Origin of the sequence: Micromonospora sp. CA-269861, from assembly GCF_050948505.1 — a bacterium.
In the GTDB taxonomy this organism is placed as follows: domain Bacteria; phylum Actinomycetota; class Actinomycetes; order Mycobacteriales; family Micromonosporaceae; genus Micromonospora.
Window position 1 is genome coordinate 3,929,882 of record NZ_CP192014.1, and the last position, 15,469, is coordinate 3,945,350.

The window sequence follows — 15,469 nt, forward strand, 5'->3', positions numbered from 1 at the left end:
TCCATGATCTTTGTTGTGCGCGGCATCCGGGCGGCTCAGACGCGGGCGATCCCGCGCCGGGCCACGGAGACCGTGGAGCGGTCCGCCCAGGGCCGCCCATCCGTCCTGTTCTGGCCCAGCGCCGCTGTGGCGCTCGGAGCGCTGTGGCTCACCGGGCTGGCCGCGTGGACCATCGCGGTCGGGGCGTCGTGGATGACGGTGTCGCGGAGGTGACGGGTCGTCCAGAGCCAGGCGACGTCACGCCCGAACGACTCGACCAGCAGCGCCAGTGACGCCACCAGCACCACTGTCGTCAGTGCCCGGGGCAGCCCGTCGCCCATCGCCACCGTCAGCACCACGCCCTGGATGGCGGCGACGACCTTGCGCCAGTAGCGCGGCGGCAGGGATCCGCGCATCCATCCCAGCACCCAGCTCGCGGCGACGAAGACGTACCGCATGGCGCCGATCGCGAGCACCCAGGCACCCGCCGAGGGGGCCACGTGCAGGCAGAGCACCAGGACCAGGAAGGAGTCGATCTCCATGTCGAAGCGCGCGCCGAGCTCGCTGGTGGTCCCGGTGCGGCGGGCCGTGTACCCGTCCACGGCGTCGAGGGCCAACGCCACGCTGGTGAGGACGACCATCAGCGTGATCGGCGCCGGCCGGCCGAACGAGTCGGCGGCCAGGGCCGTCACACCGCCGACAAGGATCGCCCTGCTCAGGGTCACCCGGTCGGCCGGGCTCAGCGCACGCGCGCCGGAGCGGGACATCCCCCGACTGAGCAGGGCGCACAGGAGCACACCGTACGCCAGCCCCGCCAGCCAGCCCGCCGCGCCCAGACCGACTGTCTCCGCCAGCACCGCCAGCAGGACGATCTGCACGAGCAGTCCGATGACCGGACCAGTTCGAACCGTTGACATCGTGCCTCCGTGACTCTGGTGGGTGACCCTGACCGTCATCACGGAAAATATGACCGATCGGTTCATTCTGAACGCGACCCCGCGGGTGTCACAGAGGGACGTGCCCCTGGAACGGCCGGTTATTCGTCCACCGTGGGCACAGTTCGCCGCCCGGCCGACCGCAGGGACGGTGACCGTGCCGCGCGAATCAGGATGCCGGCAGGGTGAGCACGTCCGCGCCGTCGTCGGTGATGGCGATGGTGTGCTCGCTGTGCGCCGTCCGGCAGCCCGTCGCGCTTCGGAGGGTCCAGCCGTCGGCGTCGGTGACGAGCGACGCGGTGTCCGCCATGACCCACGGCTCCAGCGCCAGCAACAGCCCCGGGCGCAGCCGGTATCCGCGACCGGGACGCCCGGTGTTGGAGACGTGCGGGTCCTGGTGCATCGTCGATCCGACGCCGTGGCCGCCGAACTCGGTGTTGACCGAATATCCCGCGGCGTTGAGGACCGAGCCGATCGCGTGGGAGATGTCGCCGATGCGGACGCCGGGGCCGGCGGCGGCGATTCCCGCCTGCAACGCGCGTTCGGTCGCGTCGATCAGCGCGACGCTCTCCGGGTGCCGTACGTCGCCCACGATGAAGCTGATGGCCGAGTCCGCGACGACGCCGCCCTGGGAGACGGCGAGGTCGAGCGAGAGCAGGTCGCCGTCGACGAGCGCGTAGTCGTACGGCAACCCGTGCAGCACTGCGTCATTCACCGACGTGCAGATGTAGTGGCCGAACGGCCCGCGCCCGAAGGATGGCTCGTAGTCGACGTAGCAGGACTGCGCCCCGGCCTCGGTGATCATGGCCTGCGCCCACCTGTCGATGTCCAGGAGGTTGGTGCCGACCACGCAGCGGCTCTTCAGCGTCTGCAGGATGCCGGCGACCAGAGCGCCGGTGTCCTTCGCTCGCAGCACGTCGGTGGGGCTCAGGATCTCGATCATGCAGCGCCTTCCTTCGGCGACCAATAAGTATCCCGGCCATATTATCCCGGTACTAGAATCGGGGCATGGTCAGGTTGCCGCTCACCCCCGCAGAGGTCGAACGCGGACAGCGCCTCGGCGCTCTCCTGCGGCGAGCCCGCGGAGAGCGTTCGATGCTCCTCACCGCGCTGGACGCGGGCGTCTCACCGGAGACCCTTCGAAAGATCGAGTCCGGCCGGATCGCCACCCCCGCCTTTCCGACGATCGCGGCGATCGCCGACGTTCTCGGCCTCTCCCTCGACGCCGTCTGGTCGGAGATCAACACGTCGGACGGCGGCGCCGAACTCCCCCGCCCAGCTCGCACCACGCGCGAGCGGCTGGCCTCGTAGTCTCGACCGCCGCCGGCGCAGCACGACCCGTCGACCGGCGACCGACCAGACGACGACGTCGGCCGGCGACCGACCAGACGACGCTGGTCCCGATCGACGAACGACCGGGACCAGCGGGTGGTGCGCTCAGGAGGCGGCGATGCCCTCCATGCCGATGCCGTCGGCGAACTTCGGCAGGCCCTCCACGGTGGTGACGAGCTTCAGGGAGCCGTCCTCGTCCACCTCGTAGCCCTGCACGTTGCCGGCGGTGGCGTTCTGCACGTACAGGAAGCCGTCGCTGGTGGTCATGTCGATCGAGCCGCCGCCGGTGTCGACGGCGACGGCCTTGACGAGTTCGAGCTTGCCGTCGTCGTTGACCCGGTAGGAGCTGATGGTGGAGCTACCGGCGTTGGCGACGTAGAAGTAGTCGCCGACGCGCTGGATCCAGCACGGCGCCTGCTGACCGTTGGGCACCGACGGCCCGACCTGGTCGAGCGCGCCGTCGTCCTCCAGCTCGAACCGGCTGACCGCGTTCGCACCCGACTCGGTGACCAGCAGCGAGTCCCTGGTGTCGAAGGTGAAGCCGAACGGGGCGTTCCCCGCGTCGCTGATGACGGGGTTGCGGGACAGCTCGCCGTGGCGACCGATCTCGTAGCTGAACATGACGTTGGCGGCCTTCGTCGACACCAGGACGAACTCGCTGTCCGGGTCGATCTTGACCTGAGCCGGGGCGGTCCCGAACGCGGGCGGGTTGCCGTTGTGCAGCCCGAGCGACCGGTTGGCGTCCTCGATCCGCGACAGGCGCCCCTTGTGCAGCTCGAAGCCCTGCACCGAGCCCTCGCCGCCGGCGTTGAGGACGTAGACGAGGTCACCACGGGCCGCGACGCTGACCGGCAGCAGACCGCCGGACCAGATGACCTGGAGCTTGTGCAGCCTGGTGCCCTCGACGCGGAAGACCGTCACGGTGTTGCTGCCGGCGTTCACCGCGAACAGCAGACCGTGGTGGTAGGTCAGGGACCCCTGTGAGGCCAGCGCGTCGAGCGGCGCGCCGATGGTGAAGCCGCCCAGCCCGCCGGTCTCGTACTCACCCGCCTTGGAGAGACGGCCGTCCTCGTCGCGGTCGTACACCTTGATGGTGTTGCCCTCGGCCTTGTTGGTCTGGACGAAGACCGCGCCCTCGTCGCCGTGGTGGTGATCACCCCCCTTGCGGTCGTCGTGGTATCCGGGGCCACCGCCATCGGCGAAGGCCGTCCCGGGGATCGACCCGATGCTGGTCAGACCTGCCAGCAGGGCTGCCGCGAACGCGACGCTGCGCTTCATCACTGACTCCTTATGCACCCGAAGGGAGGAATACGAGTTTTCCTCTCCTTCGAAAGCTATCGGAGCAGCTAGGAGGGTTGGTGGCACTTACCCTAAAGCGGTAATTTCGTGCCGTTCTGTGGAATGACCAGACGTACAGCCTCACAGTGATGGCGGGTCAGGACCGCCGGATGGGATCCTCGACGGGTGATTCGCCGACGTGTCGTCTGGCTCGGCCTGGCCGTTGGGCTGCTCACCGGCTGCTCCGAGCCGCCGTACCCACTACCTGACCGGAACGCGGCTGACGTGCAGGCCGAGGAGGAGCGTCTCGCGACGCTCCTCCCCGGCGAGTTGCTGGGCGGGCCAGGCACCTGCAAGGTCAGACTGCTCGGGCGGGACGGCTCCTCGTCGTTTGCCTGGGCGCACTGCGAAGCAGCACCGGGGCACGGGGTCGTCTCCGGGCTCTCGCTACCGGTGCGGGTGGACGGCGATCGCGTCACGCAACCCGGCGACGGCAGCGCGTACGCCCCGAGCGTGCGTCGCATGTTCCCGGAGCGGCTGGCCGAAGCTGTCCTCGACGATGAGACCAAGCTGCGGCCCTGACGAATTCGTGCGACAACGACATCGCTGACACCGCGCGAATCGTCGGCGAGGCGCGGGAAGGACCACGGTCAGGTCGCGTCGGGCCACCACGGTTCGAGGATGGCAGGGTCGGCGACGTACTGCTCCACCCGCGTCCGCTGCTCCGGGGTCAGGGCCAGCGCCTGGAGGCGGGCGCCCCACTCGGGCACCCGATCGGCCTTGTCCAACGCGGTCGCCAGCTCGACCAGGCCGGCCAGCGCCATCGCCTGCTCGACGGCCGGCGCGTCCTCGGCGCGGCGGCGCAGGCCCGAGTCGAGCGCCCGGTAGGCGGCCCGGTCGTCCATCTTGAACTCGCGCAGGATCCGCGCGTTGTCGAGCACCCGGGCCAGACCCTCCAGCTCTGACGACCCGCCGTACTCCAGTTCTGCCGGCTCCTCCCGAACGACGAAGACGATGCTGTTGCCGGACGGGTCGACGATGCTGAACCGCGACGCGCCGGCACGGTAGCGGGTGATTCGGGGCAGGCCCTTGACCAGCACCTTGCCGTAGGCGCGGCGCATCGCCTCGGTGAACGCCGCGTGGTACGGCGCGACCGCGTCGACCAGCACCAGACAGCCGCCGGACGTCTCCCTCGTCGGGTCCAGGTCCCTCGGCGCCGGACCGTAGTGCAGGTGGAAACCACTCCACGTGAAAGCCAAGTACACGTACGGCTTGAGCTGCTGGTAGGTCACCTCGAACCCGAGCGCCCGCCAGAACGCCAGGGTCTCCTCGGGGGCCGCGCAGTGCAGCAGCGGCACGGTGGTCTCGTTCGGTTGGACACGGTCCGCATTGGTCGTCATGATCGATCCCCGTCCGATCGGCAGGCCGGCCATTGTGCCAGCACCACCGCGCGGCTTCGACGGGTTTCGTCTCCTACCCGGGGAGGAGGCCGGCTCCGACCACCGGCCGCAACCGGGGCTCGCGGTCGGACGCGATCGGCCGGCGCGGCCACGAGCATCTACAGGCATGACTACCGATGTGCGCCGGGCGACGCGTTGGAACCGCCCCCTGATGTTCCTGGTATCCGTGATGGCGGTGTGCGGCGTCGTCGCCGTGGTCGGCATCCTCGTCGACTCACGCGTCCTCACCGGGGCGCCGATCTGGCTCAAGCCGTTCAAGTTCGCGGTGTCCTTCGTGCTGTACGGCGCGACGCTCGCCTGGATGCTCTCCCTGCTGCCGCGCCGCAGCCGGGCCGTCGAGTGGGCGGTCGTCGTCATCGTCGCGGTGGCGGTCGTCGAGAACGCGTGGATCATCGGTCAGGTGCTACGCGGGCAGACCAGTCACTTCAACGACACCACTCCCCTGAACACCGCGCTGTTCGCGGCGATGGGCGCGGCGATCATGGTGCTGTTCTTCGCGCACCTGGTCATCGGGATCGTGGTCCTGATCCAGCGGATCCCCGATCGGGTCGCCGCGACCGCTGTCAGGTGGGGGCTCGGCCTGTCCCTGCTGGGCATGCTCGCGGCGGTGCCGATGGCGCTGCCGATGCAGGACCCGGGGATCGAGGGGATCGGTGGGGCGCACAGCGTCGGCGTGCCCGACGGTGGGCCGGGGTTGCCGGTGGTCGGCTGGAGCACCAGCGGCGGTGACCTACGGATCGGGCACTTCGTGGGGCTGCACGCCCTCCAGGCGCTGCCGATCATGGCGATCCTGCTGAGCCGGTTCGCGGCGCGGTTGGACGAGCGCACCCGCGCCCGGCTGCTTGTCGTCGCCGGTGGCGCGTACGGCGTACTCACCGTGCTGTTGACCTGGCAGGCCCTGCGCGGGCAGCCGCTGCTGCGGCCGGACGCCGTCACGCTCGCCGCGGTCGCCGCCCTGGTGGTCGCGACGGCGGCCGCTGCCGGCCTGGTCGTGGCCCGCCCACGTCGCCCGGAACTGGCGCTGGCCGCGTGACCGCGACGCTGTTCTCACTGACGTTCGCGGTGGCCGCGCCGTTCTGGGCGCTGATGATCCTGCTGCCGCGCTGGTCGTGGACCACCCGGATCATCGCCTCGCCGTTGATCGTGCTGCCGGTCGTGGTGATCTACGCCCTGCTGGTGCTGCCGGCGTTCGGCGACGTGCTGCCGGCGGTGGCGTCGCCGACCCTGGCCGGGGTGCGCGACCTGCTCGGCACCTCCGACGGGGCGGCGGCGGGTTGGGCGCACATGATCGCGTTCGATCTGTTCGTGGGGCGGTGGGCGTGGTTGGACAGCCGGGATCGGGGGGTGCCGGCGCTGGTCATGGCTCCGGTGCTGCTGCTGACCATCCTGCTCGGACCGCTCGGCCTGGCCGCATACCTCGCGGTCCGGCCCCGGTGGCGGCGGCCGGCGGACGCCGCCACCGGCCCGCAGCACCTAGGCTGACCACCGTGAGCTGGCCGGGGCGGGTGTTCGACATGCGGGACACCCTCGTGCGGATGGTGCTGCTCGATCTCGCCGGGCTGTGTTACCTGCTCTTCGTCCCGCACTCGGCCAGCACTCCCACGACGACACAGTGGATTCTCGCGGTGCTCGCGTTCGCCGTGGCGCTGGCGGCACACCGGTTGCCGGTGCTCAACCTGGTGACGCAGGTCGCCCTGCTGGCGGTCGCGATCGCCCTGGTCGACGACTTCACGATCAACCAGGTCGGCGCCAGTTGGGCGCTGCTCGAGGTCACCATGCGAGCGGGTCGCGCACGGGCCATCTGGTTGGCCGCCACGCTGCTGGCCATGGTCGACCTGACCGACTCGATCGGCGACCCGCTGCGCCAGGTCGGCTCCGGCGTCGTCGGCCTGGCCCTGGAGGTCGGCGTGCCGGTGCTGCTCGGCCTCGTCATCCGCGCCAACCGGGAGCTGGGTCGGCAGGCCGTGGAGCGGGCGGTCGCCGAGCAACGCCAGCACGAGTCGGAGAGCCGCGCGGCCCGCGCCGACGAACGCAGCGCCATCGCCCGCGAGCTGCACGACGTCGTCGCGCACCACGTGGCGTCGATGGTCCTGCGCATCGGTGTGGCGCGGCACGTGCTCACCGACCTGGACCCCCGGGTGAGCGAGGTCTTCGACGACGTGCACGGCACCGGCACCGCGGCCCTCGGGGAGCTGCGCCGGCTGGTCGCGGTACTGCGCAACCCCGACGGGGTACGCGGCGACGCGGCGCTGACCGCGATCGAGCCCTCCGCGCTGCCAGCGGCGCTCGGCGCGGCGATCGACCGGGCCCGGCAGGCCGGTGTCACGGTGGAGGCCGATCTCGACCTGGCGATCGGCTCTCTCGACGCGGTGCGCGGCATGGCGGTGCTGCGTCTGACCCAGGAGGCGCTGACCAACGTGGCCAAACACGCGGGCACGTCTGCGGTCGCGCATCTCGTGGTCGCCGTCCGGGACGGCTCCGTGCACTGGGAGGTCAACGACAACGGGCGCGGCGGGGTGCCGGCGGGCGTGCCGGCCGGCGGCGGGCACGGCATCACCGGCATGCGCGAACGCGTCGAGGTCCTCGGCGGCCGGCTGGAGGCGGGGCCGACCGACACCGGTTGGCGGGTGCGTACCGTGCTCCCGGCCTCCGCCGCCGAGCCGTCCGCCCGGCCCCTGCCCCGGGACCGCGCGGCCTCCGCCGGGGCACCCGCGCCGGAGGCGGCGTGATCCGGGTGCTGCTGGTCGACGACCAGCACCTCATCCGGGCCGGGCTGCGCATGCTCTGCGACGCCCAACCCGACATCGAGGTCGTCGGGGAGGCCGACAACGGCCGCGAGGCGATTCCGCTGGCCGGGCGGCTCCTCCCCGACGTCGTCGTCATGGACCTGCGCATGCCCGGTGTCGACGGGATCACCGCGACCAGCCGGATCCTCGCCTAACGCCCCACCACCCGCGTCCTGGTGCTGACCACCTTCGGCGACGACGATCACCTCTACCCGGCGCTGACCGCTGGAGCGTGCGGGTTCCTGCTCAAGGACGCGCCTCCGACCGAGCTGCTGGACGGCATCCGCCGGGCCGCCGTCGGTGACAGCCCGTTCAGCCCGGAGGTGCTGCGCCGCCTCGTACAGCGCGCGGTGCACGCCCGCCCCGGGTCACCACCGGCCATGCCGGGCCTGACCGTCCGGGAACGCGACGTGCTCAACCTGGTCGCCGAGGGCCTGTCCAACACCGAGATCGCCGACCAGCTCCACATCGGGGTGACCACGGTCAAGACCCACATCACCAGCCTGATGACCAAGACCGACAGCCCCAACCGGGTACGTCTTGCCCTGTTCGCTCGGGGCGTCTGACGCTCAGGCCCGCATCCGCGCGGACACGGCGATGACGAGCACCAGCGGCACGATCAGCAGGGCCGGGGCGACGACCGGCAGGTGCAGAGCGACCAGGGCGCCGACCGCCGCGCCGACCATGAGGGCCAGCAACACCTGAGCCTTGGGGCGCAGGCTGGCCCACGGGCTACGCGCGGCGACCCCGGCGATCAGGCTGGTGAGTGTGCCGGTCAGGTACGTGGAGGACAGGCCGGACACGCCGAAACGTTGGATCGCGCTGCTCTGCACGCCCAGCGCGACCGCGGACAGCATGAGCAGCGCCAGGTGCACGCGTGCCTCGGAGGTGTGGAGCGTGACCTCCCAGACGACGGCGAACACCACGAACACCGACAGCTCCAGGACCAGCGCCCAGGTGACCCGCCGTGGCCAGACCGGATCGTCCGGCTGTGCCGAGCCGACGACGCGTGCGCCCGCGAGGACACCGACGATGAAGCTGACGATGGCGCAGCCCGACGTCAGGGCCAGGTCGGCCTCCCCCCGGCCCGCCGAGAGCCCGAGCAGGACCATGTTGCCGGTCATCACGCTGGCGAAGGCGCCGCCGAGGGCGAGGAAACCGAGGGCGTCGGCGCTCCCGGTGAGGAAGGTGAGGACGACGACGAGCGCCTGCCGTCGCCGCAGCAGACGCTCGTCCGGGTGCGCGGCGACGCGGGGGCGGGTGACGCGGGGCGCTGTGCTCGACACTGTCGGCCACCTTCCAGTAATTGTTCTTCGTATACACTTTGTCCGGACACGTTCACGGAGAGGCGACCAGGTGGCTGAAGACCTACGGGACAAGCTCGGCGCGCAACACCTGCCGCTCCGCGATCAGGTCCTCACCGCGCTGCGGACCGCCATCATCGACGGCGACTACCTTCCCGGGGAACGGCTGACCGAGGACCGGCTCGCCGAGGACTTCGGCGTCTCCCGCAACCCCGTCCGGGAGGCGCTACGCGTCGCCGAGGCGGAGGGGTTCGTCGTGATCCTCCCCCGCCGGGGAGCTGTCGTCGCCTCACCGAGCAGCGGAACCATCACCGACATGTTCGCGGTGCGCGAGCGCCTGGAGGCGCTGGCCGCCCGGCTGGCCGCCGAGCGGGCGACGGCGGCCGACGTGGCGTCCCTCCGTGCCCTGCTCGACCAGGGTCGCGAGGCGACGCAGCGGCAGGACCTGGCCCGGGTCGCCGAGCTGAACAGCACGCTGCACCTGCGCATCCTCCAGATCAGCGGAAACCCCTGGCTGTCGTCGATCGCCAAGTCGCTCTACCTCCATGTCCAGTGGGTCTTCCGGCTCGGGGCGGCCGAGCGCGCGCCCCACTCGTGGGCCGAGCACATCCAGCTCGTCGACGCCATCGAGTCAGGCGACGGTGACCGCGCCGAGCGGGCCGCACTCGACCATCTCGACGCGGCATCCGCCGCGGCGTACGAGAACGCCGAAGGCGGCTACGGCGCACGCTGACGGGTGCCTGGCCGGGGCGCCCGCTAACGGCCGCACGCGTAACCCTGCATCCCCCGGGGGTTCGCGCCGGCAGCCAGCACGCCCGACGCCGGGTCCCGGGTCACCGCGCAGAGCCGACCGAGGCTCCACCCGTCGGTGACCCGCACCTCGTGCCCGTACGCCCGCAGCGCCGCCAGCACGCCCTCGTCGAGCCGGTCCTCCACCACCAGGACACCGGGCTCCATGTCGCGTGGATAGAACGACCCCGGCAGGCTGAGCGTGTGCCACGCGGGCGCGTCGATGGCCTCCTGGAGGCTCTGACCACCGACGAGATGCCGCAGCAGGAACGGCAACTGCCACTGGTCCTGCTGGTCGCCACCGGGGGTGCCGCACGCCAGCACCGGCTCGCCGTCGCGGTGCACCATCGTCGGGCTCAACGTCGTACGGGGCCGGCGGCCCGGCGCCAGCGACGAGGCGAGCCCCTCCTCCAACCAGAACATCTGCAACCTGCTGCCCAGCGGGAAGCCCAGCTCCGGAATCGTCGGGGAACTCTGCAACCAGCCACCGCTGGGCGTCGCGGAGATCATGTTGCCCCAGCGGTCGACCACGTCCACGTGACAGGTGTCGCCCCGGGTCACCCCGTCCGACTGCACCGTCGGCTCACCCGTCGTGGCATCCGCCGGGCCGGTACGCCGCGCGGCGCCGGGTAGCACGTGGGCGGGCAGGAGCGGCTGCGCCCCGTCCGGGCGTCCCGGCCGCAACTCCGCTGACGCGCGATGGCCGATCAGGGCGGCCCGCTCCCGCGCGTACTGCGGAGAGAGCAGCGCCTTGGCCGGCACGTCGACGCCGTCGCCGTACCAGGCCTCCCGATCGGCGAAGGCAAGCTTGAGCGCCTCGACCTGGGCGTGTACGCCCGCCGCGGTTCCCGGGTCGTACACAGCCGGGTCGTCGAGCGCTTCCAGGGTCGCCAGCGACTCCAGGAGCACCGGGCCCTGCCCCCAGAACCCGGTCTTCGCCACCGAGTAGCCGTGCCAGTCGAGGGTGGCGGGCGACTCCCAGCTCGCCGAGTACGCGGCCAGGTCGTCGCCGGTGACCAGCCCGGCGTGCGGGCGTCCGCTGGAGTCCTGGAACGGTCGCCGGCTGAACGCGTCGATCGCCTCGGCGACGAAACCCGTGCTCCAGGCCCGACGCGCGGCCTCGATCTGGGCCTCCCGGTCGACGCCGGCCGCCTGCCCGGCCTCGACGAGCCGGCGCAGGGTGTCCGCGTACGCCGGGTTGGTGACCATCTCCCCCGCGGCCGGGGGTCGGCCGCCGCGCAGCCAGAGCGCGGCGGACGTGGGCCAGTGTTCCTCGAACAGCGACCGGACCGCCGTCACGGTGTCACCGACCCGGCCCACCAGCGGGTGGCCGGCGCCGGCGTAGCCGATCGCCGGCTCCAGCACCTCGGCGAGGGTGAGCGTGCCGTGCTCGCGCAGCAGCAGGAGCCAGGCGTCCACGGCGCCGGGTACGGCCGCCGCGAGCGGCCCGGCACCCGGGATGAGATCCATCCCGAGGGACCGGAAGTGCGCGATGGTGGCACCGGCAGGGGCCGGCCCCTGCCCGCACAGCACCTTCGGCCGGGGGTCGGCTGCGGTGGCCACGATGGCCGGCACCTCGCCACCCGGCCCGTTCAGGTGCGGCTCGACGACGTGCAGGACGAACCCGGCGGTGACCGCGGCGTCGAAGGCGTTGCCGCCGCGTTCCAGGATGCCCATCGCCGCCTGGCTGGCAAGCCAGTGCGTCGAGGACACCATGCCGAAGGTGCCCTGCAACGTGGGTCGGGTGGTGAACGTCATGACAACACCTCACTGGGATCTGCGGAGCGAACGTCAGGTCCGGTGCCGTCCGGCCGCACCAGGTGGCACGCGGCCATGCCGTCGCCGATCGCGGTCTGCGCCGGCACCTCCGTCGCGCACCTGTCGAAGGCGAGCGGACACCGGGTCCGGAACCGGCAGCCGGACGGCGGATCGAGCGCGGACGGCAGGTCGTCGCCGAGCAGCACCGGCTGACGGTGGCGTTGGCGCACCGGATCGGCCACCGGCGCGGCGGACAGCAGAGCCTGCGTGTACGGGTGGGCCGGCCGGGCGAAGATCCGCTCGCGGCTGCCCGTCTCGACGAGTTGACCCAGGTACATGACCGCGATGTCGTCGGCCAGGTACTCGACCGCGGACAGGTCGTGGGTGATGAAGAGGCAGGCGAACCCGATGTCGCGTTGCAGGTCGGCGAGGAGGTTGAGCACCGACGCCTGCACCGAGACGTCGAGCGCGCTGGTGGGTTCGTCCGCGATGAGCAGCATGGGCTCGGAGATCAGTGCCCGCGCGATGCTGACCCGCTGACGTTGCCCGCCGGACAGTTCGTGGGGATAGCGACGGGCCACCTCGGCGCGCAGTCCCACCCGTTCGAGCTGGGGAGCGACGCGGGCGTCCCGGTCCCGCCGGGAGATCCGCTTGCCGGCCAGCCGCAGCGGCTCGGCCACGATCTCGCCCACCAGCATGCGCGGGTCCAGTGACGCGGCCGGGTCCTGGAAGACGATCGACACCGCGCCGCGATGGGGGCGCAGCCGCCGTCGGGACAGGTGGGTGACGTCGGTGCCGGCGATCCGGACCGTTCCCGCGGTCGGCTCGACGAGCCGCACCACGCATCGGCCCACTGTCGACTTTCCGGAACCGCTCTCCCCCACCAGGGCCGTGACCCGGCCGCGCGGGATCGTCAGGGACACCCCGTCCACCGCACGCACCTGGCCGAAGTGCATCACCAGGTCCGCGATCTCCAGGGCGTTCGGCTGCGCCGTCATCGGTTCGCCTCCTGAGCTGCCGTCGGTGCCGTTGTGCAGGGGTGCCAACAGGCCGCCACGTGGCCGGTGCCACCGGTGCCCTCCAGCGGCGGGGCGGCCGCCCGGCACTGCTGGTCGGCGGCCGGGCATCGATCCGCGAAGGTGCAGGCGTCGGGTTGGCTCGACAGGACGGGCACCAGCCCGGGGATCTCGGTCAACCGGTCCGTGCCGGCGTGCCGACCCGGCTGCGGTGACGCCGACAGTAGCCCGGCCGTGTACCGGTGCCGTGGATCGGCGAACAGGTCGTCCACCGGCGCCCGTTCCACCACCCGGCCCGCGTACATGACGACGACGCGGTCCGCGATGTCGGCGATCACGCCGAGGTCGTGGGTGATGATGAGGACGCTCGTGCCGAGCCGGTCGCGCAGGTCCCGCAGCACCTGGAGGATGCCGGCCTGGACGGTGACGTCCAGCGCGGTGGTCGGCTCGTCGGCCACCAGCACCTTCGGGCCGCACGCCACCGCCATCGCGATCATCACGCGCTGGCGCATCCCGCCGGAGAGCTGGTGCGGGTAGCTGTCGACCCGCTGGGCGGCGGACGGGATCCCGACGAGCGTCAACAACTCGACGGCCCGGGCCCGCGCCGCCCGTCGGGACATCCGCTCGTGGACCTGGAGCACCTCCCCGATCTGCCGCCCGACGGTGAGCACCGGGTTCAACGACGTCATCGGCTCCTGGAAGATGTAGGCGATCTCCCGGCCCCGGACCCGACGCAGGGCCGACTCACGGGCGCCGACCAGCTGCGTGCCGTCCAGGCGTACCGAACCGGTGACCCGGGCGCTGCCCGGTAGCAGACCGGCGATGCTCATCGCGGTGACGCTCTTTCCGCACCCCGACTCGCCCACCATCCCGACGATCTCGCCGGCTGCGAGGTCCAGGCTGACACCGTCGACCGCCGAGACGGTGCCGGTCTCGGTCGGGAACGACACCGACAGGTCGCGGATCTCCAGCACGGGCGCGGAGGCAGTGGTCATCGCCGGTCTCCCTTCGGGTCGAGGGCGTCGCGCAGGGCGTCACCGAAGACGTTGAACGCCAGTGCCAGACCCATGATCACGACGCCGGGAAAGACGGCTGCCCACGGTGCGCGGGCGGCGAACTGCTGGGCGGTGGCCAGCATGGTGCCGAGACTCGGCGCCGGGGGCTGGATGCCGAGGCCGAGGAAGGACAGCACCGCCTCGCCGAGGATCGCCGCCGGGATGGCGACAGTGGCCTGCACCAGGATCACCGAGGTCGCGTTCGGCAGGATGTGCCGGGCCAGCACCCACAGGTCGCTCGCGCCGTCCACGACTGCCGCCGCGACGAAGTCCAGCGACTTGAGGCGCAGCGTGTCCGAACGGACGACCCGGATCACCCCGGGGATCTGGGCGATGCCGATGGCCACCGCGGCGTTGCCGAGGCTGGCGCCCCGGATGGCCGCCAACCCCACCGCCATGATCAGGAACGGGAACGCCAGCAGCAGGTCGGTGAAGCGTGAGATCACCGCGTCCCAGGCCCGGAAGTAACCGGCCGCCAGCCCTAGCGGCACCCCGATGACCAGCGACGTGGCCACCGCCAGGAGCCCCACCTGCAACGACGCCCGTGCGCCGAGCATGATGCGGGAGAGGACGTCCCGGCCGAGGTCGTCGGTGCCGAGCAGATGCCCGGCGGTGCCGGGAGGTGCGAACGTACGGGCGAAGTCGGTCTGGTCGACCGAGTAGGGCGCGAGCCAGGGCGAGAGCAGCGCGATGACGCCCGCCAGCGCGAGCACGACGAAGCTCACCACGGCGAGCGGGTTGCGACGCAGCCGCCGCAGCACCCGGGTACGCCGGGTGACGCTGGCGGTGCCGGTCTCCGCCATCGGTACGGTGAGGACGGTCATGCCGGATCTCCCGTCACCCGGATGCGTGGATCGATGACCGAGTAGAGCAGGTCCACGAAGAGGTTGATCACGATGTAGGCCGCGGCGGTGAGCAGGACGACGGCCTGGATCACCGGGTAGTCCCGTTGGAACACCGCGTCGATGGTCATCTTGCCGAAGCCCGGCAGCCCGAAGATCTGTTCGGTGACGACCGCGCCGGAGATCAGCCCGCCGAGTTGGAGACCCACGACGGTCACCACCACGATGAGGCTGTTCCGCAGGGCGTGCCGGGTGATGACGGCGCGCGGTCGCAGGCCCTTCGCCTTCGCCGTTCGCACGTAGTCGGAGGAGAGCGAGTCCAGCATCGCCGACCGGGTCTGCCGCATGATGATGGCGGCGAGGCCGGTGCCGAGGATGACGGCCGGCAGGACGATGTGGTGCAGGTTGTCCACGGGGTCCTCCAGGATCGGCACGAAGCCGGAGGCGGGGAACAGCCCGGTCGCCACGGACAGGTAGAGGATCGCGAGCAGCCCGAGCCAGAAGTGCGGCACCGACAGACCGATCAGGGCCAGGCCGTTGGCGAGCCACTCCGCCGGACGTCCACGACGAACCGCCGCGAGCACCCCGGCGCCGACCCCGAGCGCCGCCGCGATGAGGATCGCCAGGACGGACAGCTCGACGGTCACCGGCAGGGCGGTCGTGAGCATCGACGAGACCGGCGTACCGGTGCGGATCGACACCCCGAAGTCGCCCTGCGCCATGCGCTCCACGTACTGGGCGAACTGCACCGGCAGCGGCTGGTCCAACCCGTAGTGCTGACGGATGGCCTCCAGCGCCTCCGGCGACCGGTCCTCCCCGGCCAGCGCGAGCGCCGGGTCGCCGGGGAGCGCCCGTACGCCGACGAAGACCACGATCGTCGACAACAGCAGGGTCAGCGCCGACTGCCAGGCGCGGGTGAGCAGATACCGGGCCAC

At 71.7% G+C, this 15,469-nt stretch carries 15 protein-coding genes and 2 pseudogenes; 7 read left to right on the forward strand and 10 right to left on the reverse strand.

The annotated features are described in order from the left end of the window. Positions 1-203: 203 nt before the first annotated feature. A pseudogene (locus tag ACQP0U_RS18165) lies at positions 204-896 on the reverse strand (CDP-alcohol phosphatidyltransferase family protein); the annotation flags it as partial. A 187-nt stretch (positions 897-1,083) separates the two neighbouring features. After that, positions 1,084-1,857, reverse strand: coding sequence for a type I methionyl aminopeptidase (gene map, locus ACQP0U_RS18170; RefSeq protein WP_433308555.1), 774 nt, complete (start codon positions 1,855-1,857; stop codon positions 1,084-1,086). Positions 1,858-1,922: 65 nt separating this feature from the next. On the opposite strand from map, the gene ACQP0U_RS18175 reads away from it, so the two are divergent. Beyond that, complete coding sequence (locus ACQP0U_RS18175; protein WP_433308557.1) at positions 1,923-2,225, forward strand: helix-turn-helix domain-containing protein; 303 nt, start codon at positions 1,923-1,925, stop codon at positions 2,223-2,225. A gap of 126 nt (positions 2,226-2,351) precedes the next feature. On the opposite strand, the gene ACQP0U_RS18180 is transcribed toward ACQP0U_RS18175, so the two are convergent. Continuing rightward, positions 2,352-3,524, reverse strand: a complete 1,173-nt coding sequence (locus tag ACQP0U_RS18180) for a lactonase family protein (RefSeq protein WP_433308559.1) — start codon at positions 3,522-3,524, stop codon at positions 2,352-2,354. Positions 3,525-3,710: 186 nt separating this feature from the next. On the opposite strand from ACQP0U_RS18180, the gene ACQP0U_RS18185 reads away from it, so the two are divergent. After that, complete coding sequence (locus ACQP0U_RS18185; RefSeq protein ID WP_433308561.1) at positions 3,711-4,106, forward strand: hypothetical protein; 396 nt, start codon at positions 3,711-3,713, stop codon at positions 4,104-4,106. Between the two features lie 68 nt (positions 4,107-4,174). Here the strand turns inward: ACQP0U_RS18185 and ACQP0U_RS18190 are convergent, their stop codons facing one another. Then, positions 4,175-4,924, reverse strand: a complete 750-nt coding sequence (locus tag ACQP0U_RS18190) for a glyoxalase (protein WP_433308563.1) — start codon at positions 4,922-4,924, stop codon at positions 4,175-4,177. A gap of 166 nt (positions 4,925-5,090) precedes the next feature. On the opposite strand from ACQP0U_RS18190, the gene ACQP0U_RS18195 reads away from it, so the two are divergent. The 4 genes and pseudogenes from ACQP0U_RS18195 to ACQP0U_RS18210 all read left to right on the forward strand — a co-directional run bounded on the left by ACQP0U_RS18195 (position 5,091) and on the right by ACQP0U_RS18210 (position 8,336). Then, positions 5,091-6,017, forward strand: a complete 927-nt coding sequence (locus ACQP0U_RS18195; RefSeq protein ID WP_433308564.1) for a hypothetical protein — start codon at positions 5,091-5,093, stop codon at positions 6,015-6,017. Beyond that, on the forward strand, positions 6,014-6,466 hold the full coding sequence (locus tag ACQP0U_RS18200; protein ID WP_433308566.1) for an ABA4-like family protein: 453 nt from the start codon (positions 6,014-6,016) through the stop codon (positions 6,464-6,466). The genes ACQP0U_RS18195 and ACQP0U_RS18200 overlap by 4 nt, the downstream gene beginning before the upstream one ends. A 5-nt stretch (positions 6,467-6,471) precedes the next feature. Continuing rightward, the gene (locus ACQP0U_RS18205) at positions 6,472-7,713 is read left to right on the forward strand and encodes a sensor histidine kinase (RefSeq protein WP_433308568.1); all 1,242 of its coding nucleotides are present in this window, start codon (positions 6,472-6,474) and stop codon (positions 7,711-7,713) included. Further along, positions 7,710-8,336, forward strand: a pseudogene (locus tag ACQP0U_RS18210) (response regulator transcription factor). The gene ACQP0U_RS18205 and the pseudogene ACQP0U_RS18210 overlap by 4 nt, the downstream one beginning before the upstream one ends. 3 nt (positions 8,337-8,339) lie before the next feature. Here the strand turns inward: ACQP0U_RS18210 and ACQP0U_RS18215 are convergent. Beyond that, positions 8,340-9,056 carry a YoaK family protein gene (locus ACQP0U_RS18215; RefSeq protein WP_433308570.1) on the reverse strand — a complete coding sequence of 239 codons (717 nt, stop codon included), beginning with the start codon at positions 9,054-9,056 and terminating at the stop codon, positions 8,340-8,342. A gap of 70 nt (positions 9,057-9,126) precedes the next feature. Between ACQP0U_RS18215 and ACQP0U_RS18220 the strand changes: the two genes are divergently transcribed. Next, positions 9,127-9,807, forward strand: coding sequence for a GntR family transcriptional regulator (locus tag ACQP0U_RS18220; protein WP_433308572.1), 681 nt, complete (start codon positions 9,127-9,129; stop codon positions 9,805-9,807). 23 nt (positions 9,808-9,830) lie between these two features. On the opposite strand, the gene ACQP0U_RS18225 is transcribed toward ACQP0U_RS18220, so the two are convergent. From ACQP0U_RS18225 to ACQP0U_RS18245, 5 genes are read right to left on the reverse strand one after another with little or no spacing between them, the layout of a single operon-like run. Further along, positions 9,831-11,621, reverse strand: coding sequence for a gamma-glutamyltransferase family protein (locus tag ACQP0U_RS18225; RefSeq protein ID WP_433308574.1), 1,791 nt, complete (start codon positions 11,619-11,621; stop codon positions 9,831-9,833). Continuing rightward, positions 11,618-12,619: an ABC transporter ATP-binding protein gene (locus ACQP0U_RS18230; RefSeq protein WP_433308576.1), complete on the reverse strand. Its 1,002-nt coding sequence runs from the start codon at positions 12,617-12,619 to the stop codon at positions 11,618-11,620. Before ACQP0U_RS18230 ends, ACQP0U_RS18225 begins: the two co-directional genes overlap by 4 nt. Beyond that, positions 12,616-13,632: an ABC transporter ATP-binding protein gene (locus tag ACQP0U_RS18235; protein WP_433308578.1), complete on the reverse strand. Its 1,017-nt coding sequence runs from the start codon at positions 13,630-13,632 to the stop codon at positions 12,616-12,618. The genes ACQP0U_RS18230 and ACQP0U_RS18235 overlap by 4 nt, the downstream gene beginning before the upstream one ends. Continuing rightward, positions 13,629-14,516, reverse strand: a complete 888-nt coding sequence (locus tag ACQP0U_RS18240) for an ABC transporter permease (RefSeq protein ID WP_357811366.1) — start codon at positions 14,514-14,516, stop codon at positions 13,629-13,631. The genes ACQP0U_RS18235 and ACQP0U_RS18240 overlap by 4 nt, the downstream gene beginning before the upstream one ends. Further along, positions 14,513-15,469 (reverse strand): ABC transporter permease, encoded by a 957-nt coding sequence (locus ACQP0U_RS18245; protein ID WP_433308580.1) that lies wholly within the window; start codon positions 15,467-15,469, stop codon positions 14,513-14,515. Before ACQP0U_RS18245 ends, ACQP0U_RS18240 begins: the two co-directional genes overlap by 4 nt.